Origin of the sequence: Bradyrhizobium sp. WSM1253, from assembly GCF_000244935.1 — a bacterium.
Lineage (GTDB): Bacteria > Pseudomonadota > Alphaproteobacteria > Rhizobiales > Xanthobacteraceae > Bradyrhizobium > Bradyrhizobium canariense.
In genome coordinates, this window is sequence record NZ_JH600073.1 from 4,021,210 (window position 1) to 4,043,692 (window position 22,483).

The 22,483-nt window shown below is 64.5% G+C and carries 20 protein-coding genes; 9 read left to right on the forward strand and 11 right to left on the reverse strand.

The features are described from left to right. Positions 1-52: 52 nt before the first annotated feature. The 3 genes from BRA1253DRAFT_RS20530 to BRA1253DRAFT_RS20540 all read right to left on the reverse strand — a co-directional run bounded on the left by BRA1253DRAFT_RS20530 (position 53) and on the right by BRA1253DRAFT_RS20540 (position 4,409). Positions 53-1,987 carry a propionyl-CoA synthetase gene (locus BRA1253DRAFT_RS20530; protein WP_007597510.1) on the reverse strand — a complete coding sequence of 645 codons (1,935 nt, stop codon included), beginning with the start codon at positions 1,985-1,987 and terminating at the stop codon, positions 53-55. A 145-nt stretch (positions 1,988-2,132) separates the two neighbouring features. After that, positions 2,133-3,518, reverse strand: coding sequence for a tetratricopeptide repeat protein (locus BRA1253DRAFT_RS20535; RefSeq protein WP_007597511.1), 1,386 nt, complete (start codon positions 3,516-3,518; stop codon positions 2,133-2,135). Positions 3,519-3,650: 132 nt separating this feature from the next. Beyond that, positions 3,651-4,409, reverse strand: coding sequence for a tetratricopeptide repeat protein (locus BRA1253DRAFT_RS20540; RefSeq protein ID WP_007597512.1), 759 nt, complete (start codon positions 4,407-4,409; stop codon positions 3,651-3,653). 95 nt (positions 4,410-4,504) lie between these two features. Between BRA1253DRAFT_RS20540 and BRA1253DRAFT_RS20545 the strand changes: the two genes are divergently transcribed. Together BRA1253DRAFT_RS20545 and BRA1253DRAFT_RS20550 are read left to right on the forward strand one after the other, a co-directional pair. After that, positions 4,505-6,082, forward strand: a complete 1,578-nt coding sequence (locus BRA1253DRAFT_RS20545) for a sodium:proton antiporter (RefSeq protein ID WP_088941041.1) — start codon at positions 4,505-4,507, stop codon at positions 6,080-6,082. A 214-nt stretch (positions 6,083-6,296) separates the two neighbouring features. After that, entirely contained in the window at positions 6,297-7,067 is a 771-nt protein-coding gene (locus BRA1253DRAFT_RS20550; RefSeq protein WP_007597515.1) for a hypothetical protein, read from the forward strand. Between the two features lie 130 nt (positions 7,068-7,197). Here BRA1253DRAFT_RS20550 and BRA1253DRAFT_RS20555 read toward each other — a convergent pair whose 3' ends face one another. The 4 genes from BRA1253DRAFT_RS20555 to BRA1253DRAFT_RS20570 form a co-directional block, all read right to left on the reverse strand. Further along, positions 7,198-8,004, reverse strand: coding sequence for an SDR family NAD(P)-dependent oxidoreductase (locus BRA1253DRAFT_RS20555; RefSeq protein ID WP_007597518.1), 807 nt, complete (start codon positions 8,002-8,004; stop codon positions 7,198-7,200). A gap of 88 nt (positions 8,005-8,092) precedes the next feature. Then, positions 8,093-8,470 carry a DUF1850 domain-containing protein gene (locus BRA1253DRAFT_RS20560; RefSeq protein WP_007597519.1) on the reverse strand — a complete coding sequence of 126 codons (378 nt, stop codon included), beginning with the start codon at positions 8,468-8,470 and terminating at the stop codon, positions 8,093-8,095. Continuing rightward, the gene (locus BRA1253DRAFT_RS20565; protein ID WP_007597520.1) at positions 8,467-10,578 is read right to left on the reverse strand and encodes a TRAP transporter permease; all 2,112 of its coding nucleotides are present in this window, start codon (positions 10,576-10,578) and stop codon (positions 8,467-8,469) included. The genes BRA1253DRAFT_RS20560 and BRA1253DRAFT_RS20565 overlap by 4 nt, the downstream gene beginning before the upstream one ends. Before the next feature lie 160 nt (positions 10,579-10,738). Next, positions 10,739-11,686 (reverse strand): TAXI family TRAP transporter solute-binding subunit, encoded by a 948-nt coding sequence (locus tag BRA1253DRAFT_RS20570; protein ID WP_007597521.1) that lies wholly within the window; start codon positions 11,684-11,686, stop codon positions 10,739-10,741. 272 nt (positions 11,687-11,958) lie between these two features. Between BRA1253DRAFT_RS20570 and BRA1253DRAFT_RS20575 the strand changes: the two genes are divergently transcribed. Continuing rightward, complete coding sequence (locus tag BRA1253DRAFT_RS20575; protein ID WP_007592298.1) at positions 11,959-12,972, forward strand: IS5 family transposase; 1,014 nt, start codon at positions 11,959-11,961, stop codon at positions 12,970-12,972. Between the two features lie 274 nt (positions 12,973-13,246). Here the strand turns inward: BRA1253DRAFT_RS20575 and BRA1253DRAFT_RS20580 are convergent, their stop codons facing one another. Next, complete coding sequence (locus BRA1253DRAFT_RS20580; protein ID WP_007597522.1) at positions 13,247-13,726, reverse strand: hypothetical protein; 480 nt, start codon at positions 13,724-13,726, stop codon at positions 13,247-13,249. A 195-nt stretch (positions 13,727-13,921) separates the two neighbouring features. Here BRA1253DRAFT_RS20580 and BRA1253DRAFT_RS20585 point away from each other — a divergent pair, with 195 nt between their 5' ends. Then, positions 13,922-14,224: a hypothetical protein gene (locus BRA1253DRAFT_RS20585; RefSeq protein ID WP_007597523.1), complete on the forward strand. Its 303-nt coding sequence runs from the start codon at positions 13,922-13,924 to the stop codon at positions 14,222-14,224. A gap of 167 nt (positions 14,225-14,391) precedes the next feature. Here the strand turns inward: BRA1253DRAFT_RS20585 and BRA1253DRAFT_RS20590 are convergent, their stop codons facing one another. Then, positions 14,392-15,606, reverse strand: coding sequence for a hypothetical protein (locus BRA1253DRAFT_RS20590; RefSeq protein ID WP_007597524.1), 1,215 nt, complete (start codon positions 15,604-15,606; stop codon positions 14,392-14,394). 70 nt (positions 15,607-15,676) lie between these two features. Further along, positions 15,677-16,306 (reverse strand): CoA pyrophosphatase, encoded by a 630-nt coding sequence (locus tag BRA1253DRAFT_RS20595; RefSeq protein WP_088941042.1) that lies wholly within the window; start codon positions 16,304-16,306, stop codon positions 15,677-15,679. 65 nt (positions 16,307-16,371) lie between these two features. Here BRA1253DRAFT_RS20595 and BRA1253DRAFT_RS20600 point away from each other — a divergent pair, with 65 nt between their 5' ends. The 4 genes from BRA1253DRAFT_RS20600 (at position 16,372) to BRA1253DRAFT_RS20615 (ending at position 20,185) form a co-directional block, all read left to right on the forward strand. Then, entirely contained in the window at positions 16,372-16,797 is a 426-nt protein-coding gene (locus tag BRA1253DRAFT_RS20600; RefSeq protein ID WP_007597526.1) for a PaaI family thioesterase, read from the forward strand. A gap of 278 nt (positions 16,798-17,075) precedes the next feature. Then, complete coding sequence (locus tag BRA1253DRAFT_RS20605; RefSeq protein WP_007597527.1) at positions 17,076-18,086, forward strand: aldo/keto reductase; 1,011 nt, start codon at positions 17,076-17,078, stop codon at positions 18,084-18,086. A gap of 13 nt (positions 18,087-18,099) precedes the next feature. Then, entirely contained in the window at positions 18,100-19,413 is a 1,314-nt protein-coding gene (locus tag BRA1253DRAFT_RS20610; protein ID WP_007597529.1) for a tetratricopeptide repeat protein, read from the forward strand. Positions 19,414-19,609: 196 nt separating this feature from the next. After that, complete coding sequence (locus BRA1253DRAFT_RS20615) at positions 19,610-20,185, forward strand: hypothetical protein (RefSeq protein WP_007597530.1); 576 nt, start codon at positions 19,610-19,612, stop codon at positions 20,183-20,185. 9 nt (positions 20,186-20,194) lie between these two features. Here BRA1253DRAFT_RS20615 and BRA1253DRAFT_RS20620 read toward each other — a convergent pair whose 3' ends face one another. Continuing rightward, positions 20,195-21,748 carry an oleate hydratase gene (locus BRA1253DRAFT_RS20620; protein ID WP_007597532.1) on the reverse strand — a complete coding sequence of 518 codons (1,554 nt, stop codon included), beginning with the start codon at positions 21,746-21,748 and terminating at the stop codon, positions 20,195-20,197. 357 nt (positions 21,749-22,105) lie between these two features. Between BRA1253DRAFT_RS20620 and BRA1253DRAFT_RS20625 the strand changes: the two genes are divergently transcribed. Next, positions 22,106-22,426, forward strand: a complete 321-nt coding sequence (locus BRA1253DRAFT_RS20625) for a hypothetical protein (protein WP_007597534.1) — start codon at positions 22,106-22,108, stop codon at positions 22,424-22,426. Positions 22,427-22,483 lie beyond the last annotated feature (57 nt).

The following is a 22,483-nucleotide window of genomic DNA, read 5'->3' on the forward strand; positions in this document are numbered from 1 at the left end:
AGGATGAGGATTGAGCGGAAAAATGCGGCCTATTCAAGCCCCATTGCAAACCTCACACCCGCCCCTTCAGCGCATCGCCGATCTCGTCGAGCACCTTGGGGTCCTCAATCGTCGCCGGCATGGTCCAGGCTTCACCATCTGCGATCTTCTTGATGGTGCCGCGCAAGATCTTTCCGGAGCGCGTCTTGGGCAGGCGCCCGACGGTGATGGCGAGCTTGAACGCGGCAACGGGACCGAGCTTGTCGCGCACCAGCGCGATGATCTCCTTCTCGATCTCGGCGGGGGCCCGCTTCACACCCGCCTTGAGCACCAGGAAGCCGCAGGGTACCTCACCTTTGATCGCGTCCTTGACGCCGAGCACGGCGCATTCGGCGACATCGGGATGCGAAGCCAGGATCTCCTCCATGCCGCCGGTGGAGAGCCGATGGCCGGCGACGTTGATGATGTCGTCGGTGCGGCCCATAACGAAGACATACCCGTCCTCGTCCTTGTAGCCGGCATCCGATGTTTTGTAGTAGCCGGGGAATTCGGTGAGGTAGGCTTCCTTAAACCGTTCGTCCTGATTCCACAGTGTCGGCAGGCAGCCCGGCGGCATCGGAAGCTTGATGACGATCGAGCCCATGGTGTTCGGACCGACCGGCTTTGCCGCTTCGTCGACCACGTCGACCTGGTAGCCCGGCATCGGCACCGTCGGCGATCCGTGCTTCACCGGCAGCTGGCCTAAGCCAACCGGATTGCCGGCGATGCACCAGCCGGTCTCGGTCTGCCACCAATGGTCGATGACAGGCACTTTCAACTGCTGCTCCGCCCATTCCACCGTCGGCGGATCGGCGCGCTCGCCGGCCAGGAACAGCGTGCGGAACGTCGAGAGGTCGTACTGCCGGATGAATTTTCCTTCCGGATCTTCTTTCCGGAGCGCGCGGAACGCGGTCGGCGCAGTGAAGAAGGCGACAGCTTTGTGCTCGCTGATCACGCGCCAGAACGCGCCGGCATCGGGCGTGCCGACCGGCTTCCCCTCATACATGATCGAGGTCGCGCCGTGCAGCAGCGGGCCGTAGACGATGTAACTGTGGCCGACCACCCAGCCGATGTCGGAGCCGCACCACCAGACCTCGCCCGGCTTGACGCCATAGAGGTTGAACATGGACCATTTCACTGCGACGAGATGGCCGCCATTGTCCCGCACGACGCCCTTGGGAATGCCGGTCGTGCCTGACGTATAGAGGATGTAGAGCGGATCGGTGGCGGCGACGGGCACGCAAGGCGCCTGCTTGCCGTCGTTCATCGCCTTGCGGCGCAGGCCCGCCCAATCATAGTCACGGCCGGGCGTGAGGGCGCAGACGAGCTGCGGACGTTGCAGCACGATGCAGGCCTTCGGCTTTGCGCCCGCAAGCCTGATCGCCTCGTCGAGCAGCGGCTTGTACTGAACGATGCGGCCGGGCTCGATGCCGCAGCTCGCCGACAGGATCAACTTTGGCTGCGCATCGTCGATGCGGGTGGCGAGCTCTTTCGCGGCAAAGCCGCCGAACACCACGGAGTGCACCGCGCCAATGCGCGCGCAGGCGAGCATCGCAACGACGGCCTCCGGGACCATCGGCATATAGAGGACGACGCGATCGCCCTTGGCGACACCAAAGTCCTGCATGATGGCGGCGAGCGCCTGCACTTCGGCCAGCAGTTCGGCGTAGGTGAATCTGGTGACGCTATTTGCCAGCGGCGAATCATGGATTAGCGCGATCTGGTCGGCGCGGCCGCGTTCGACGTGGCGGTCGAGCGCGTTGTAGCAGGTGTTCACAATGCCACCGCTGAACCAGCGGCCGTAGACGCCCGGCGAGGGATCGAAGATCTTTTTTGGTGGCTCGATCCAGTCGATCTCCTTGGCCGCCTCGGCCCAAAAGCCCTCAGGGTCGGCCAGCGAGCGCGCATAAACCTCGTGATAGAGGCTCTTTCCGTCGATGTTTCCTTGGACGTTTCCTCGGACGTTCATTCCCGCGCTCCCGTTCCCTTTTATTCGCCTGGCCTTGAACTTGTGGCAGGACAAACGTCCCGCCATGACAGGGATCAAGTACCGGCCATGTTTGAGGGCTATTTTCCCGGGAATGGGCCGCGGTTCAAGCTGAAAAGAACAGTGCTCAGCTATCCATCGCGTTCAGCCGCTGCAGGCGATCCTGCATGACCTTCCTCAGATCATAGCCGGCGCGGCCGAAGCTCGTATTGCGGGTGGCGAGGAAGTCGCGCTGGGTGCGACGGAGGTCGCCGGCCGAGCGGGACCCGGCCGATTTCAGCACGCGCTCATAAGTCTCGGCGATCTGGCGATCGAGCACACCCAGCTGCGGATCGGCACAGATCACCCTCTCGACCTCGCGCTTCGCAGTGGCACAATCGAACGACGGGCCCTTGCCGGAATTCGCCGCGAGCGGCCGCAGCGGCTCGCCGCCGAATTTCACGATCTCCGCGATCATGGCGCGGCGGCCGGCGGCAGCGTTGTCGTTGCCGGGATCGAGCCGCAGCGCGGTTTCGTAGTCGGCCAGCGCCTTCTTGCGCTCGCCCATCTTCTTGTAGAGCACGGCGCGGTTATTGTAGGTCTGCGCGAAATTCGGCTCGAGTTTCAGCGCGGCCTCGTAATCGCTCAGCGCCGCGCCAAGCTCGCCCTTGAGGTGGTAGGAGTCGCCGCGGTTAGCGAAGAAGTTCGGGCGCGGTGCCAGCCGCAGCGCCTGATCGTAATCGGCAATCGCCTTGTCGTACTCGCCCATCGCGGCCAGGGACAGCCCGCGATTGTCGTAATATTCGGGCACCTTCGGATCGAGCCTGATCGCCTCGCCATCGTCGGCAACCGACCTCTCGAGCTGGCCGAGCTTCTTGTAGGCGGCGCCACGATTGGTGTAGCTGCGCGGCCGATTCGGATCGAGCCGCAACGCCTCGCTGAGATCGCGGATCGCGTTCTCGTTGTCGCCGCCGAGATAATAGGTCACGCCGCGGTCTGACCAGGCCTGTGCATTGTCAGGCTTCAGCTTGATCGCCTGGTCGTAATCGGCAAGCGCGCGGTCGAGCCGGCGCTGGTTGGTGTAGACCACGCCGCGCAGCTCGTAAGATTCCGAATCCTGCGGATTGAGTTCGATGGCCTTGCTGAGGTCCGCCGCGGCGCGGTTGAGATCGCCGCCGGCCTCGCGGAGGAGATCGCCGCGCAGGCGCCAGGCTTTTGCGTTCTTGCCATCGAGCGCAATGGCGCGGTCGATGTCCCGCAGCGCCTGCGTGAGGCCGCCCGAGGTCCGCGCATTGGCGTCGGCGCGCACCAGCAACGCCGCGGCGCGATCGGAGGATGGAATTGAGGCCTGGTCAATGGTGGCGCTGCAGGCCGGGATCAGCTCAGCCGGAGCGGCTTTGCTCTCCATCACGCAATCGACGCCGGCCAAGGCAGGAGCGACGAGGACGACGCTCATTGCCGCGCTGAGCAGGAGCGAGCGAAACGAGATTTTTGCAAACGAGAGCATTTGCGCGGAAGGATGCGTGCCGCACATGGCATAGAGCTCCGGGACATCAGGCTTTCACCATTGTCGCGGCGGCCAAAGAATCGGTTCAAATCGAGGCGTGCCAGCGGCGCACCGATCCTTCCCTTTTTCGACCCGCTCTTACGGGCGAGATGAGCAGCCTCAATACCCGTCCACCCCGTTCAGCCGCTGCAGCCGCTCCTGCATCGCCTTCTTCAAATCGTACCCCGGCCGGCCGAACCCCGCGTTGCGGCGGGCGATGAAATCGTCCTGCTCGCGCTGAAGCGCCTTCGCTTCGCCTGCATTGCGGGCTTCACGCAACACGCGCGCGTTGGCGGCAAAGACCTCACGGTCGAGATCAGCGAGCTCGCGGTTGACGCAGATCGCCTTCTCGACGGGGCGGCGCGCACCCTTGCAAATAAAGCTGGGCTTGCCCGCGACCGCCATCTGCGCGCCGATCCGCTCGATCTCGCGCGCCATCGCCTTGTGATTGGCCTTGGCCTGCTCGTGGTTCGGATCGATCTTCAATGCCGCGCCGAAATCCTGCACCGCCTTGGGCTTGTCGCCCTTCCTCAGCCAGAGCTCGCCCCGCGCGTTGAAGATATCGGCGAGACCGGAATCGAGCTCCAGAGCGCGGCTGTCGTCGGCGATCGCGCGGTCGACTTGGTCGTGCCGCGCATAAAGCCCGCCGCGCGCGATCAGCGCCTTGATCAGATCGCCTTTCGCCGTCTTCTCGTTGTCGATCACGGCGGCGCAGGCCGTGGCGGCCTTGTCGATGTCGTCGGCCGCGGCAGCCGCGAGGCACGGCGCGATGTCGACCTGCGGGACCGCGGCCGGTTCGCCGCCGGTCGCGGCATGAGCCACGACGAACGAGAGCGCGAAGAGCACCCCGGCGCCGGACCATTGAATGAGAAAACGCATGCTCGTCACAGTCGGAAAATCTTGGGTTAAGGTCCGGGTTGAGGTCTTGCCTGGGGGCCGCACTATCCATCATACGGCCGGATTGGTGCTAGCTTGTGGCGCCGCTCAAATCGGTTTCGGGGATCAACGTGTCGACATTCGAATGGATCATCGTGCTTCTGCTCGGCGCCGTTGGATTATCGGCGCTGGCGCGGCGGATCAAGGTCCCCTATCCGACCTTTCTCGCGATCGGGGGCGCGCTGATCGCGTTTGTGCCGTCGAGCCCGTCCTGGACGCTGGAGCCCGACCTGGCGTTGGCTCTCTTTGTCGCACCGGTCCTGCTCGATGCCGCCTTCGACACCTCGCTGCGCGATCTCCGCAACAATTGGGTTCCGGTCTCCACTCTGGTCGTCGCCGCCGTCGGCCTGACCACGGCCGCTGTGGCCTACGTCGCCCACCGGCTGATGCCTGACATGCCCTGGGCCGCCGCGGTTGCGCTCGGCGCCATCGTGGCCCCGCCGGACGCGGCCGCTGCGGTCGCGATCCTGAGCCAGGTGAAGCTGCCTCACCGCATGGTGAAGGTCCTGGAGGGCGAGAGCCTGCTCAACGACGCGACCGCGCTCCTGATCTATCGCATCGCGGTCGGAGCGATCGCAACCGAGCATCTGGCATGGAGCCAGGTCGCGCCGACCATGGCGCTGGCCCTGGTCGGCAGCGTCGTCGCGGGCCTGGTCGCAGGCCGCATCATTCCGCTGTTCATGGAACGCGTGAAGGAGGCCCCCAGCTCGATCATCATCCAATTCGCCACGACCTTCATGGTCTGGATTGCCGCCGAGCATCTCGGTCTCTCTGGCATCCTCACCATAGTAGTCTACGGCATCACCATCGCCCGCACGGCTGGGACACGCATGCCGGCGCGGCTGCGAGTACCTTCCTATGCGGTGTGGGAAACCATGGTGTTCGTGCTCAACGTGCTCGCCTTCATGCTGATCGGCATGCAGATGCGGCCGATCTGGACGCGCCTCGATGCGGACGTGCGCTGGGAATATTGCGTGGCGGCCGCCTGGATCCTGCTCACCGTGGTCCTGGTGCGGCTGGCCTGGATTACGTTCTACCGCACGACGCTGCGCACGCTGGTGGCGCACGGCATCTATCACCCCAAGGATCCGAAGCAGGTCGCCTCGGCCAAGGGCGGCCTCATCATCTCCTGGTGCGGCATGCGCGGCTTGGTTACGCTCGCCACCGCCTTTGCCCTGCCGGAGAGCTTTCCGCATCGTGACTTCATCGTCTTCTCGGCGTTTGCCGTCGTGCTCGGCACGCTGGTCGTGCAGGGCCTGACGTTGCGGCCGCTGATCCTGGCGTTCGGCCTCAAGGACGACGATCCCGTGGGCATCGAGGTCGCGCGTGCCCGCGCCGTCGCCTATCGCGCGGCGCTCGACGCGATCGAGGACGATCCGTCGGAGGAAGCGGAAATCCTGCGGCTCGAATATCGCGCCATCCTGATGCAGGCCGACGACGATCCCCATGGCGGCATCACCAACGGCGAACTGCCGGCCGATCCCCTGCGCCGCCGCGGCATCGCGGCCGCGCGCAAGTCGATCTTCGAACTCCGCGCCACCGAGGTGATCGGCGACGACGCGTTTCACAGAATCGAGGAGGAGCTTGATCGCGCGGAATTGAGCGCGGGGGGTTAGATCCGCAAACACCGCTGTCGTCCCGGACAAGCGAAGCGCAGATCCGGGACCCATACGCCGCAGCAAGTGTTTTGCGAAGATTCGGAGTTACCAGCTTCGCGCCAAACCGCGCCCTGTGATTATGGGTCCCGGGCTCGCGCTGTGCGCGCCTCGGGACGACGGTGCAGGGACGGTTTGCTTTGAACCAAACGCCGCCTCTCCAGACTCATCCCTCATGACGACCCTGATCGACGACCGTCGTGTGCGCGCGCGAGATGCGTCGCCCGCACGATATTTCTATCTCCACATGGCGCTGGCCTGCGCGGCCACCGCCTTTCTCGGCTTCGCACCGACCTATTTTGTGCCGCTCGCGCAACGGACCTTGTCCGCAAGCCCCGTCATTCATTTCCATGGTCTCTTGTTCTTCACCTGGTCTCTCTATTTCGTGATCCAGACCTGGCTCGCCGCCTCAGGCCGCGTGGTCAATCACCGTGCGCTCGGCATCGCCGGCGTTTCGCTCGCGACCGCGATGACGATCTTCGGCTTCCTCGCCTCCGTCCATGTGATGCAGCATTCCGCGGCGCTCGGACAGAAAGAGGCCGGCATCGCCTTCTCGATCGTACCGATGAGCGGGATTGCGTTCTTTGCAATGGTGTTCGTGCTCGCGATCATGAACACGCGAAAGCCGGAGATTCACAAACGCCTGATGCTGCTCGCCGCGGTCTCCATCCTCGATGCCGCGATCGCGCGCTGGTTTCTCACTTTCCTCGCGCCTCCGGGACCGCCCGGGCCGCCGCCGGTGCCCGTCACCATCGCACCCGCGATGGTCGCTTCGCTGCTGCTCGTCGTCGCCATGGTACGCGACTGGCGCACCGAAGGCCGCGTGCACCCGGTCTACATCACCGGCACGCTCGCGATGCTGGCGGTGAAGGTACTGAACTGGCCGATCAGCGAAACGGCGGCATGGCATTCATTCGCCGGCGGGATTCTGGCGCTGGCGCAATAGTGTCGTCCTGGCGAAAGCCAGGACCCATTGCCCCGAATGCTGATTGTTGAAGAAGCTGGAGCCGGCAGTCTTCGCCAACCGAGCCTTGTGGTAATGGGCCCTGGCTTACGCCAGGGCGACGAGCAAGGAGCTACGCCCCCGCCTTGCACGTGATCCCGCCGTCCACCACGAGCTCGATCCCCGTCACATATTTCGCTTCGTCCGAGGCCAGGAACAGTGCGGCGTTAGCGACGTCGAAGGCGTCGCCCATGTGGCCCATCGGCACTTGCGCATCGCGCGCCCGCCACATCGCCTCGACATCGCCCTTGGCGTAACTGGCGGCGAGATCGGCGGAATGCTCCACCATCGGCGTTTTCATCAGGCCGGGCAGGATCGCGTTGACGCGGACATGGTGGCGCGCGAATTCGATCGCGGTGGTGCGCGTCATCTGGTTCATCGCCGCTTTCGAAGTGCCGTACGTGACGTAGGAGATACCCATGTGGCGGATCGAAGCGATCGAGGAGATGTTGATGATGGAGCCGCCGCCCTGTTTCACCATCACGGGGATGACGTGCTTCATGGCGAAATACGCGCTCTTGAGGTTGACGCTGAAGACCCGGTCCCAGCTCTCCTCGGTCACCTCGACCACGCTGCCCATCTCGGCGATGCCGACATTATTGTCGAGGACGTCGATGCGGCCGTAGGCCTGCAGGCACGCGGCGACCATCGCCTCGACCTCGTGCGCACGCGAGACCTCGGCCGTGAACGCGATCGCCTGGCCGCCTTCGTCCGTGATGATCTTCACGGTCTCCTCGGCGGCCGCGCCGTTGCGATCGACGCAAAACACCTGCGCGCCCTCGCGCGCAAAGGTGACCGCGGTGGCCTTGCCGTTGCCCCAACCGGGGCCGATCGAGCCCGCGCCCACCACCATCGCAACCTTGCCCTTGAGCCGACCCATCGCGTTTCTCCTTTATTTTTCTTGTAGCCCGGATGAGCGTAGCGATATCCGGGTCCGCCGCTCCCGGATGTCGCTTCGCTCATCCGGGCTACGGATGGTCGCAAATCTTCATCTTTGTGACGTTAGCACCAATGGGATGACCGACAATCTCGGACAACGTCCGGCACTTGCCGTCATGGCATAGCCGCCATTCGCCAGCCGCGCCCGAATTGCCGAGCACCACCTCCGGCATCGGCGCACGCGCAGGCCTCCACTGAAACCAGCCGTCGACGAGGCGCGCCTCGGGCGGCGGCTCCATGCCGGGGCCGGTGCCCTTCACGCGTGCCTGCGTCAGTTCGAGCCCGGCGGGGGTGACGCGCCAGTCTTCCTGCCAGTCGACCTTCGCGATGGAATGCGTCCACACCAGCGTGAACGCGGACAGCGCCAGCGCCTTCACGCCTGAGGCTGTGACGAAGCAGAGGCTCACACCGCCTCGACCGGCGCCGGCGGACGCCGCCGCCACTGCCACAGCACGATTGCCGCGGCGAGCAGGAAGCCGGCGGTGTCGCTGAACGGGAAATCGCCGAGCAGGCAGATCGCGGCACCGAGCGCGACCAAACGTTCGAGGAACGTCAGGCGCGTGAACAGGAAGCCGATGGCGACCATGCCGAACAGGGCGATCGCCACCAGGGCCTTCAAGGTCGCCAACGCCACCGCGCCGTAGAAGCCGAGCTTGGCTGCCATGGGATCGCCGGCCTGCAGCATCAGCGCCGGCGAATAGACGAAGATGAAGGGGATGACGTAGCCGGCCAGCGCGATACGCATCGCCTCCCAGCCGATCTTGTCAGGATTCTCCTTCGCGATCGGTGCCGCGGCTAACGCAGCCAGCGCCACCGGCGGCGAGAGGTCGGCCATGATGCCGTAATAGAACGCGAACATGTGGCTCGCGATCAGCGGTACGCCGAGTTTCGCCAGCGCGGGCGCCGCGAGCGCCGCCGTGATGATGTAGGTCGGGATGGTCGGGATGCCGGTGCCGAGCAGGATCGACAGCAGCATGGTCATGATCAGCGCCAGGAACAGGCTCTTCTCGCCGAGGCCGATCACCCAACCGCCGAAGATGGTGCCGACGCCGGTCTGCGACATCATGCCGATGATGACGCCGACAATGGCGCAAGCCATGCCGACGGTGATGGCGGATTTCGCGCTTTCAGCCAGCGCATCGCGGCAGGCGCGCAGGGCGGAAAATCCGCCGCGCACGAACGCAGTGATCACGATCAACGCGACGACGACGCCTGCGACCGGCACGATCTGAAGGCCGTCGCGCGAGAGCGCCGCGACCACGAGCGCAAGCCCGATCCAGAAGATATAGCGGATAGCCATCGAAGGTGCGCCCGTCGTGATGGCGGTGCCGAGGATCAGCCCCACTGTGAGCGCGAGGCCCATGCTGCCGGCATAGAGTGGCGTAAAGCCTTCGAACAGCATGTAGACGAGCGCTGCGAGCGGCAGCACGAGGTACCAGCGCGTCACCAGCGCCTTCCAGGCGCTCGGGGTCTCCGACTTCTTCATCCCGGTGAGCCCGTGCTTGCCGGCCTCCAGATGCACCATCCAGAAGGCGGAGGCGAAATAGAGCATCGCGGGAATCGCCGCCGCTTTCACGATCTCCGAATATTGGACGCCGAGCGTCTCCGCCATGATGAAGGCAACCGCGCCCATCACCGGCGGCATGATCTGCCCGCCCATCGAGGCCGTCGCCTCGACGCCGGCCGCGAACGCGCGGCGATAGCCGAACCTGATCATCAGCGGAATCGTGAACTGGCCAACAGTGACGACGTTGGCGACGCCCGAGCCCGAGATCGTGCCCATCATGCCCGAGGCGAACACCGCGACCTTGGCCGGGCCGCCGCGGGTCCTGCCGAACAACCCAAGAGAAACGTCGGTGAAGAGCTGGATCATGCCGGCGCGCTCCAGGAACGAGCCGAACAGGATGAACAGGAAAATGTAGGTCGCCGAGACGTAGATCGGCACGCCGTAAAAGCCCTCGGTGCCGAAGGAGAGATGAGTGACGATCTGGTCGAAATCATAGCCGCGATGGTTCAGCGGTGACGGCAGATACTGGCCGAAGAACCAGTAGACGAGACAGGCGCCGCACATCAGCGGGAGCGCCGCGCCCATCAGCCGCCGCGTGCCCTCGAAGATCAGGACGGCGAGCAGCGTGCCGACCACAAGATCGAGGCGCGTCGGATCGCCGTCACGTGCGATCAGATCCGCATAGAAGATCCATTGATAGAGCCCGCACAGAAAGCCCGCGCTGCCGATCAGCCAGCCGAGCCCGCGGCCGACATTGCTTTTGGCGGTGAAGTTGCCGATCAGGCCGAAGGTGAGGAGGATGAGGAAGCCGACATGAACGCCGCGCACCACCTGGCTCGGCAGGTAATTGAACGCCGCGACATAAAGCTGGAAGGTCGCGAAGGCGATGCCGATCCAGTACGCGAGCGTGCCCCACCAGCCCGGGCCAAAGCCTTCCGGAAAACCGTGCTCGAAATTGTCGAACTCGACCTTGATGGGCGCTTCGGCGGTGCCGTCTGCTTGCAACATCGATATGTCCCCAACCGTCCAGCGCTTATAGCATTGGCGCCGCGTATTCAGACCGTCATGCCCGGGCTTGTCCCGGGCATCCACGATCTTTCTCGCCTGGCCTTAGAACGTGGATGGCCGGGACAAGCCCGGCCATGACGTCCGATAGTGACGGCCGACCTTACTTGATCAGCCCCTTTTCCTTGTAATAGCGGATCGCGCCGGGGTGCAGCGGAACCGGGCTGCCGCTGGCGGCCGTCTCGAGCTTGATCTCCTTGCCGGCCGCATGCGCGTTGGCGAGCTCGGGCAGCGACTCGTAGACCAGTTTTGTCATCTGGTAGGCAAGATCGTCCGACACGGCCGAGCTGGTGACGAGATAGTTGACCACGGCCGCGGTCGGCACGTCCTTGTCCTGCCCGGTGTAGGTGTTGGCGGGAATGGTCGCCGCGATGAAGGGCAGGCCGATCTTGTCGACGGTCTCCTTCGGTACCGACACCACCGTGATCGGGCTCGAGGTCGACAGATCCTTCAACGAGGCCACGCCGAGCCCGGCCGATTGCAGGGTCGCGCCGAGCTGTCGGTTCTTCATGAGATCGACGGATTCGGCGAACGGCAGATACTCGACCTTGCCGAGATCCTTGTAGCTCATACCCGCCGCCGCCAGAATCGCGCGCGAATTCAGCTCCGTGCCCGATTTCGGCGCGCCGACCGACAGGCTCTTGCCTTTGAGGTCCGCCAGCGTCTTGATGCCGCTCTCGGCGGTCGCGACGATCTGGATGTAGTTCGGATAGATCGCGCCGATGGTCCTGAGCTTGTCGAGCTTGGACTTGAAGCCCGCCTCCTCCTCGCCGTCCCAGGCCGCTTTCAGCGAGTCGCCCAGCGTGAACGCCAGCTCGCCGCGGCCCTGCTGGAGCAGGATCAGATTCTCGACTGACGCCTTGGTGGCCTGCACCTGCGTCTTCACGTTCGGAATCTTGTCACCGTAGATCTTTCCGATCGCGACCCCGAGCGGATAGTAGACGCCGGAGGTGCCGCCGGTCAGCACGTTGATGAAGGATTGCGCCTGCGCGCAAGGCGCCGACGCCGCCAGAGCAACAGCCGCGGCCACGCCGAAAATCGTTCGTTTCATGATCTTTCTACTCCCCAAACCGGCCGGGAAGTTGGCCGGATGAGGGGGGCGGGTCAACCCATCCAAAAGTCAAAACAGGACTGCGGTAAATGGCTGTCCTGGCTCGATTTTTGGGGAACTCGGCGGGTGCGGCGAGGTGGCGCAGCCAGGCACGCTCGAGCGAGAATCAATCACTCACGCGGCAGGTTCGGTGCAACCTCTCCCGCGTGCGAGGGCTTTGCGTAAATCGCGAATCTGCGATTCTCTAAGAGACATCTGAAGAGGATCTGGGGATGGCATATCGGCAGGTGGGGCAACCGAGCTTCGCAGATGCGTTGGCGTCGCGGCGGGGCAAAGGGGGTGCGGTCCTGAGGCGGATTGGCGAACTGGTGGATTGGGCGGCTGTCGAGCGCGTGCTGAGCGGCCTGCCGGAGCCGGAGCGTGGCGCGCCGGCCTATCCTCGGCTGGTGATGTTCAAGGCTGTGCTGTTGCAGCAATGGTACGGTCTGTCCGATCCGGAACTGGAAGAAGCGCTCGATGACCGGGCCTCGTTCCGCGACTTCTGCGGCTTTGCGCTGGGCGACGAGACGCCCGACCACACGACGATCTGGCGCTTCCGCGAAGCTTTGCAGCAGGCTGGCCTGGACGAGACGCTGTTTGCCGAGATGCTGCGCCAGATCGACGCGCGCGGGCTGGTGCTGCGCCGAGGCACATTGATCGACGCCAGCCTGATCCCGGCGGCCGTGAAACCGCCGAAGCCGCCAAAGGACCCGCTGCCTCCCGGCCCGGACGGACGCCCGCCGAGCAAGCTGGTCAATAGCGAGCGCGATACGGATGCGCGATGGACCAAGAAGGGTGGCAAGCGATACTTCGGCTACAAGGCGCATGTCGGTGTCGACCAGGGCTCGGCGATCATTCGTCGCAGCAAGCTGACCGACGCTGCGGTCAACGATACGGTGCCCGCCGACGAATTGATCAGCGGTGACGAGAAGGCGGTCTACGCCGACCAGGCCTATGACAAGCATGAGCGTCGCGCCGGGCTGGCTGCCCGGGGCATCAAGCCGCGGCTGATGTTCCGGCCCAACAAGCATCATCCCCTGACCGAACGGCAGAAGCGCTTCAACGACGCCGTGGGACGGCGCCGCGCCCCGGTCGAGCAGGTCTTCGCGCGCCTCAAGGGCGTCTACGGCTGGGCGCGAGCCCGCTATCTGGGCCTGGCACGCAATCATACCCATCTGCGTCTTCTCTGCCTGGCCATGAACCTCAAACGATGGGCGGTCCTGTGTCCCGCGGGAGGTGTGGTGTGACCGCCACAGCCCAAGGCCATCGATCGGCCACGAAAACAAGACCGTCTGCGTTCGCGCGCCATCCGAGGCCGCACAAAAAATACCCCATATCGAGCCTCACTCCCGCTCGGCCAATTAAGCAAAGCCCTCGCGTGCGGGAGAGGTCGGCGCGAAGCGCCGGGTGAGGGCTTTCTCCTCTGGGGGATTGCCCCATTGCGGAAACACCCTCTCCCCAACCCTCCGCGCAAGCGAGCAGGGAGCGCACCGTCACTGGCGAACTCTCACTGGCAAACGCTTACTGGAAAGTCATGTCCAGGCATTTGGAGATGTCGGAGCCGAGGCCGGAGGAGATGATGATGCAGCCGCGCACCTTCTGCGCGCCGACGTCGGCGGCCCAGACCGAGTAACCGCCGGGGCCGAAGAACGAATTGGTGTTCGGCGGCTCGGTCTCGGTGGCGTCGAAATCGTAATGGCCGTCGGTCTCGAAGATGCGCGGCTTCTTGGTGCAGGCGCCGTCGGTCTGGACGTTGATGACTTCCTTGTTGTCGCGGGTCAGCGCCAGCGAGACCTGGCAACGGAAATATTCCGAGGTCTTTGTGTTGAAGAGATATGTGTAGGACTTGCAGGTCGCGGTGTTCAGCTTGCCTGGGGCCAGGCCGCGGCTGCACGAAATCCTCTGGTTGTGGCTGAGCTGGTAATCATCGGCCCGGGCGGCCGGCGCGAGCACCGTCAGCGAGAGGCCGGCGGCCCAGCAAGCTTTAATGACGAAGTTCATTCGAATCATCCCCTACCCAATGTTTTTGTCGAATTGCGTTCTAGACGGAAAGCGGAACATAGTCGCGCGGGGACGAAGGGAAAATCACAAACTGCTCGGCAAGACGTGATGCGCTGCGGCGCTTTCGCAAATTGACCTGGAAGCGCCGTTCGTGATTTGTTCAAGCCGGGGCGCCTCGATGGGGAGGATAGGGTGATGGCATTTTCGACAAGGATTTTTCTGGTGACGGCCATGCTCGGCGCGTTGGCTGCACCCGCATTGGCGCAGACCGCTGCGACACCTTGGGAGCTCAAGCCCGACACCGGCTACGCCTATGACAAGGACGGCAAGACCTTCTCCTACAAGATGGGCACCAGCAATGCCGGCGAACTTCTGAAGGGCGCCAAGAAGGTGCCAAAGGGCACGCTGTTCTTCATCGGCCACAACGGCCAGCTCTACATGCGCAGCGGCCCGTATCTGGAAGGCGACGGCAAGTTCAAGTTCGGGTCGGATCAGTAGGGCGGGGATGGCGGGCGACGGCGCCACCACACACTCGGTGTCATCACCCGCGAAAGCGGGTGATCCAGTATTCCAGAGGCCGTCGTGATTGAATCGAGAGGCCGCGGCGTCCTGGATGCCCCGGTCAAGCCGGGGCATGACAGCGGAAGGTGTGGCAGGGCGAACGGCTAGAACGCCCCCGCCAGCTCGCGCGCGCCGGCGTTGTTGCTGTTGCTGTCCATCCTCGTATCCGTCACCGCCAGCAGCTTCGCCACCGTGTTGTGGCGGATCGCGACCGGGTTGCGCTCGTAGCCGCCGCGCTGGAAGAAGTTCGAGGTCGGCACCTGCTCGCGCATCGCCGGCGGCATCGTCACCATGTCGAGGCCGGTGCCGTCGCCGGTGAGGTTCATCATCTCGAGCTCGGCCGCGCTGAGCGGGCGGCTATAGCCCTTGGCGCGCGCAAACAGCACCGAGGTGAGCAGTTTGTGGGTCTGCAGCATCGGTCCGATGTCGATGTCGAGCACCATGGCATGCATGGCCCAGCCCTGCGCGGTGTTGCCGATCTTCTCGTGCTCCGACCAGGTGTCGGGCACCGATTTGGCATGTGCCACCATTTTCTTCAGAACGGCGAGCTTGTGCTCGAGCGACTGGCGCGCCGGGCCCGAGGTCCGCGCGACCCTGTCAGAGAGCGCGCGGATGAATTCATGGCCTTGCTCGGCCAGCAGCTCGACGCTGTTGGTCGTCAGCAGCTGGTTGTAGCCCATCGCGGTCGAAATGGCGCGCTTGCCGCCATGCTCGATTCCCGCCTGCACGTCGTAACTGCCGGTGCCGCCGGTCTCGAACGCATAGACCCGCACCGCCTGCTCGCGCGTCAGCCCCGAGGCCACCGCGTAGCGCGCATAGACGCGCTTGAATTCGACTTCGCTGGAGGGTCGCTGCGGCGTGAACTGGTAGAGTTCCTGCGCCGCGCGCAGCAGATCGGCGACCACCGGGATGGGCTTCCGCTCAGGTCGCGACGGGGTTTCCTCCGGCTCCGGATTCACCGGCCGTTTCGGCCCGTTATAGAGCGGCGGATGCTCCAGCACGTAATCGTCGAGCGTGATCTGCTGCCCGCTGCGCCGCTTGGCGTTGCGACCTTTCCGCTTCTCGGAGATCTGACTCCAATAGGCGCCGGCTTCCTCGTCGAACGCAGCACGCGCCGCCTGATACTCCTGCAGCTTGCGGCGATATTCGAGCACGGCCGGCGACGCGCCGCCTTGCGCGAAAAATTGCGACAACAGCTGGGCTTTGGCATTGCGGACGGCTGGCGGCAGCGCGTCGGATTCGCCCCCGCGCGCGGCAGGCGCGAGCAGGACGAGCGCGAGTGGAACCAGTCTCACGGCATTTCGAATCGATCGATGCATGCTGCCCTCTTAGCAGGCATCCGGTAACTGTCACGTTAACGCGCCGTTTACCTCGTTTTCGCCCCTCGCGTCATTTCCAGGCGAATACCGGCTGTTCCAGCTCGGTGACGCGGGTGTGCCGTCCTGCCAGCACTTCGCGGAACTGGTAGATCAACGCCGCCGTCGGTGCGTGGATCAGGCTCGACTGATGATGAAAGCGGATCACGCGGCGCGTGCTCTCGGGGATCCCGACGAAATCAAATGCATCTTCGCGCTCGATCGTCGCAAGCGCGATGCGATGGACGGAGGCGACCTCGTCCGGGTTTGGTTTGATCGCGGCACTATCGGCCGCCCAGACCACGACCGGCGTAATCAGGTAGCCGGAGCGGGTCGGATAATCATCGAGCGTGCCGAGCACTTCCGCGCCTGTGAGGTGGAGGCCAAGCTCCTCGTCGAGCTCGCGCAGCGCCGCCTCGACCGGCGTCTCGCCGGCATCGCAGCGTCCGCCGGGCAAGGCCCATTGACCGCGATGGGCGCGCAGATGCGATGCGCGCAGCGTGAGCAGCAACGCCGTGTCATCGGCCTCGCTGGCCGCGGTCAGCGCAACCACCACTGCGGCACGCTTCAACGCCGCCGGCGCCTCGTTTTCCGGCAACCGCGTGAAGGCCGCGCAGGCAGCCGCGATATTCCGCCGTGTGGCATCGTCGAACGGTCTCATGATGCTTGACTACACCACGTCCGCCCCCGATGAAATCAGATCGCACGACCCGCTCAGGAATGGACGACATGACCAATAAGACAGCCGCAAGGCTGAAGGCAGAAGGCTGGACCATCCTGGAGACCACGGGCTTCATGCACCTGATCGGCCCGTTATGGGAGCGCAAGGTCGACGGCCAATACGAATTCGCACTTGCGACCGAGGACAAGCACCACAATCGCCGCGGCATGGTCCAGGGCGGCGTGATGATGACCTTCGCGGACCGTACCTGCGGCATGACCGCCCGCTACGTCTCCGGCAAGGAGTTCATGGCGACGGTGCAGCTCGACACCCATTTCGTCGAAGCCGGCCAGATCGGCGACATCCTGATCTCCCGCCCGCGCGTGGTGCGCTCGACGCGCAGCCTGATCTTCATGAGCACCGAGGTCAGCGTGGACGGCCGCTGCGTGGTGATGGCCAATGGTGTGTTCAAGATCTTGAAGGGGCCGGGGTAGCTCCACACCCAACGCTGTCATTCCCCGCGAAGGCGGGGAATCCAGTACGCCGAGGCTTCTCCGGTCATCACTATCCTCTCGGCGTACTGGATCGCCCGGTCAAGCCGGGCGATGACAGCTGAGAGCGTAGCAAGCTGCTCCCCCAACCTCGTCATTGCGAGCGCAGCGAAGCAATCCAGGCTCTTTCTGCGGATGCATCTCTGGATTGCTTCGCTGCGCTCGCAATGACGGCATGAGACGGCTATGCTGATGCCACAAGAAGCAGCAAGGACGTGCCCATGCAATATCGCCAACTCGGCCGCAGCGGCATCAAAGTGTCGCCGATCTGCTTGGGCACGATGATGTTCGGCGGGCCGACCGATGAAGCCACCTCAAAGCGGATCATCGCGAAGGCGCACGAGGCCGGGATCAATTTCATCGACACCGCGGATGCCTATTCGAAGGGTGCATCCGAAGAGGTCGTGGGACGCGCGATCGGCAACAACCGTCACGCCTGGGTGCTCGCGACGAAACTCGCCAATCCCATGGGCGACGATCCCAACCGTGTCGGCCTGTCGCGACGCTGGGTATTGCAGGCGGCGGATGAGAGCCTCAAGCGGCTCGGCACCGATCACATCGACATCTATTATCTGCACAAGGAAGACCATGCGACGCCGCTCGAAGAGACGGTGCGCGCGATGGGCGATTTGATCCGCGCCGGCAAAGTGCGCTATTTCGGCGTCTCGAACTACCGCGCCTGGCGCGTCGCCGAAATCTGCAACATCTGCGACCGGCTCGGCATCGACCGGCCCGCGGTGAGCCAGCCCTATTACAACGCCATGAACCGCATGCCCGAAGTCGAGCACTTCCCGGCCTGCTCCTATTACGGCCTCGGCATCGTGCCCTACAGCCCGCTGGCGCGCGGCGTGCTGACCGGCAAATACAAGCCCGACGCGGCTCCCGACAAGGAGACGCGCGCAGGCCGCAACGACACGCGCATGATGCAGACCGAATGGCGGCCGGAATCGCTTCAGCTGGCGCAGGAGATCAAGGCCCACGCTGAGAAAAAGGGCATCACCGCAGGCCAGTTCGCGGTCGCCTGGGTGCTGAACTCCGCCTTTGTCTCCTCGATCGTTGCCGGGCCGCGCACCGAGGAGCAATGGGACGGCTACACCGGCGCGCTCGACTATCGCTTCACTGCGGAAGACGAGGCGCTGATCGACAGGCTCGTCGTGCCGGGGCATCCCTCGACGCCGGGCTACAACGACCCGGCCTATCCGATTGAAGGACGTCGCGCGCGGACGGCTTGAGCCGGAGACAGGAATGGCCCTCGAAGATCGCTACGGCCTGCCGCTCTCTACCTCTTCGCCCGAGGCGGCATCCGCTTATCGTGAGGGCGTCGACCTCATGCTCGCGGGCTGGACCGGTACGGCGGAAACGCTGGAGCGCGCGATTGCGGCCGATCCGGATTTTGCGATGGCCCATATCGCCCGCGGCCGCCTGCATGGCTTCTATCAGCAAGGCGATCTGGCACGGCAGAAGGCGGCACTCGCGCGTGAGCTCGTGGCGACACGCGGCACGGAACGCGAGCGTTCGCATGTCGAGACGCTGGCGCTCGCAATCGAGGGCCGGCTGCCCGAGGCGATCGCGGCGACGATGAAGCACGTCGAGGCGTGGCCGCGCGATGCATTGGTGCTGTCGCTGCCGCTCGGCGCCTTCGGCCTGTTCGCATTCTCCGGCATGGCCGATCACGACCGCGCGCGGCAGGAGCTGTGCGAGCGCGTGGCGCATCACTATGGCGAGGATTGGTGGTTCCTCACCATGTACGGCTGGGCGATGACCGAGAACGGCAATGTCGGTCGCGGTCGCGGTATCACCGAGCGCGGCTTCCACCTGCGCCGGCAGAATGCCCACGCCGCGCACGCCGTGCTGCATGCGATGTTCGAGGACGGTTCGATCGAGGCGGCCGACCGACTCGTCGACGACTGGATACCCTCTTACGACCGGGCTGGAATTTTGCACGGCCACATCCGTTGGCATCAGGCGCTCGGCGCGCTGGAGCATGGCGATGCCGCGCGGGCGCTCGCGATCTATGCCGACGTGCTGCAGCCGCAGGCGACGCAGGCGCCGCCGCTCAACGTCGTCACCGACGCCGCGTCCCTGCTCTGGCGCCTGTCGGCTTACGGCCACGCCGTGCCGAAAGCGCTCTGGGTCGAAGCCGATGCCACCGCGCAAAAGCTGTTTCCGAAATCGAGCCTGCCCTTCGCCGACATCCACATGGCGCTGTTCGCGGCTGCGACGCAAAATCGCGAGGCGCTCGCCATACGTCTTGCCGCGATCGAGCAGCGGCTCGCCGATGGCAAGCTTCCGGCCGGTCCAGTGGTGCCCGCGGTCTGCCGTGCGCTGGCAGCCTTTGCGGAAGAGGATTACGCGGCATGCGTGCAAATGCTCGCGCCGGTCCTCGGCGAGGTCGTGCGCGTCGGCGGCAGCCATGCCCAGCGCGAGTTGATCGAGGACACTTTTGTCGTTGCCCTCATGCGCAGCGGCGACCTGCCGCGCGCCCGCGCGCTGCTCGACGCGCGCCTGCACCGCCGTCCCTCCCTGCGCGATACGCGCTGGCAGGCGGCAATGGGGTAGCTCCGCCACGAAAAAAACACCGGCCGGGCGGCAAGTGCCGGCCGGGAATGGTTGGGCGATACGGGCGAATCGCCGTTGGGGTGGCGCGGTGGTATTTCAGACGAATTCGGTAGAACAAACGGGATCGCAACCAATTTGCGGTTCGCTGGTTATCGGACGGAACTTTTCCGTGGTTCCCTGGCATGTGAGCCTCCCGATGCGCCTCTGCCGACCAGTCCTCACCGCCGCCCTTATCAGCCTGGCAAGCCCTTGTTTTGCCGAGTCTTCCTTGTCGATTCCCGTCAACAACCCTCCGGCCGCAAACGCTTACGTCGACCTGCTGGCGCTGATGTCCGGCCACTGCAAGACGTTGAAGGTCGCCGGGCGCACCTTCGCCTGCAAGACGGTGGCCTACGCCCATGGTGACAAGGGCCGGGTCAATTTCGCGGTCGCGGTCGACGATCCCGCCGATCACAATCACGTCGTGTCGTTCTCCGGCGAGAACGGCAAGCGCGCCGACGACAATTCCTACGAGCTGCCGATCGATCGCATGCTGCTCAACTCCAAGGACCGCCCCAAGGTCGACGGGTTGCCAGTGCCGGCCGAGCAGACCTCCACCGGCCTCTGCCGCCAGACCGGCAATTTCGCCGCCAAGAAGGTGACTGATGTCACCTGCTCCGCCACCGACAGCGAGGGCCGCCGCTACGAACTGCTGTTCGTTTCCGACGGCACGCCCGTGAGCGTGCGTCGTATCAGGCAGTCGGCGCCATCGATCCAGGATCCGTTCAAATAACTCGACCCGTCACGTGAACGCCTTTTCCAGCGTTGCGAAGATCACTGCGAGCGATTTGTTGTGCCGCGTCACCGGCGGCACAGGGCGATCGATCTTCATCAGCTGATAGACCGCCGTCTGCGCCGCGCGCACCGAATATTCGACGGTGAACACGACGTCATCGGGGATTTCGACGAACTGGCTGACGAAGGCGAGATTGACGGAATTCCTGGGCACCGGCAGCGGCCGGTCGGTCGCGCTGCGCGGCATGAACATGCTGGTGATGTAGGGCATGCGGCAGGGAACGCAGATCGCATCCTCGAAGACGCCAAGGTCGAAATTCAGATGGCCGCAAAGCTCCTTCAGGATGTCGGCGCCGCTGCAATCGGACATCGGTTTGGCCACGAAATTGCCGACGCGGTCGGGATGCAGCGCATAGCCCCAGAACACCTGCACGTTCTTCGGCTGTCCGGCGAAATGCGGCTGGTGATACAGCACCACCGACATCAGCCAGTTGGAGTCCCTGAACGTGACGAGGCCGCCGGTGCCGGCCTTGTTGCCGGAGAACGCCTCCATCTTGTCGAAGAAGCGCGGATCGCGGCAGGTGACCGTGAATGACAGCCAATAGGATTCCGGGATCGACGCGTTGAACGCGGACGGCTTGCCGAATTCGGGACGTCCCTCCGCGATTCGTTCCCACAGCGCCCAACCCCGGCTGTCGGACTTGGTCAGGCACGGAGCCGGCTCGGTCATCGAACCCAGGCTCGAGGCGTCCGTCATCGAGCCGTTCTGAAAGAACACCAGGTCGCCGTCCTCGAGCTGGACATTGGCGATGCGGCCGTCGCGGTCGAGTACGAGCTGGCGCACCCGCAAGCGTCCGTCCTCGCTCTCGATCGCCATGTCGGTGACGGCGGTCCCGCGCACGAACTGCACGCCCTGGCCCTTGAGCCAGGCGGCAAGCGGCCGCACGATCGCGTCATACTGGTTGTAGACGGTGCGCTTGACGCCGGCGAGCGTCTCGATGCGCGGGAATTCGTTCATGAAGCGATGCAGATAGCGCTTCAGCTCGACCGCGCTGTGCCAGGGCTGAAAGGCGAAAGTGGTCTGCCACCAGAAATTGGATTCGAAGAATTTGGGCGACAGCCAGTCGGTGATGCGGCTGTTGCCGAGCGTCTCCTCCGACGCCTCCGTGAGCCGCAGCAGCTCGAGCCGGTCGCGCGCGGAAAATCCCATATGCGAGACGTCGAGCTTGAAGCGGTTGCGATCGACCAACCTCGCCTGCGAATGCGCCGGGTTCTCGGTGTTGAACGCGACGGTTTCCTCGCGCACGCTGAGGCCGGGATGTTCGAGCGAGGGAATGCTCGACAGCAGGTCCCAGGTGCATTCGTAGTGATCGGTCGTGAGCATGCGTCCGCCGCGCAGCGAATAAGCGCCGTTCGCGAGCAGCGCGCCGTCGAGGCTGCCGCCGACCAGCGGCTGCGCCTCGTAGATCACGATGTCCCGCCCCGGCAGCTGCGCGTCACGAACCAGGAACGCCGCGCCCGCGAGCGATCCAATGCCGCCACCGATGAAATACGCCTTCATGTCTTGCCTCGATCTGCAATTCGAATTGTCGCGGCGACATTGCATGGGGAGACACTGGCCGGAGTTGCGCTGGATCAAGCGCAACGCGCATGAGGATCACGTTGAGTTGAGCAATTGACTGATCAACCCCGGCATGGCGTCCTTTCGCGACTCTCCACCGATGACGTGATTGCGTCATTCGCGGCAGAGTGATGGCAGAGTTGCGATCGACGCCCGCGATGCGACAATAGATCTCACGAGACGCACGCAGCCGCGCAAATCGAACGCCAATGAAACTGCGTCGTTTCGACGCCCGCACTGGCCGGAACGCGCCGGATGACCACGTGTTGTCACACGACATTCAACTGGAGTGATGACATGAAGTATCTCATTGTCGCGATGGCCGTCGGTGCTGCGGCGCTTGCAGGCGGATCCACGGCGAACGCGGCCAACAATTCAAGCGCGAAACAGAACGCGCCAGCCGGCCAGTCAACCGATATCAGCGCGCAGCACAGGCACCACCATCACGGCTATCGCCATCACTGGCGTCCTCACCACCATCACGGATTTCATCGTCCGCACTACCGGAGCTACGGCTATTACCCGCGGCACCACGGCTATTACGGCGGCGGACCGTACGGATATTACGGCGGCGGCGGTCCCAGCGTGACGTTCGGCTTCGGCGGCAGCCGCTGGTAAGACGGTCGCTGGTAAGACGAAGGCCCGCGGGATGCGGGCCTTTTTCTTGACTGTCAG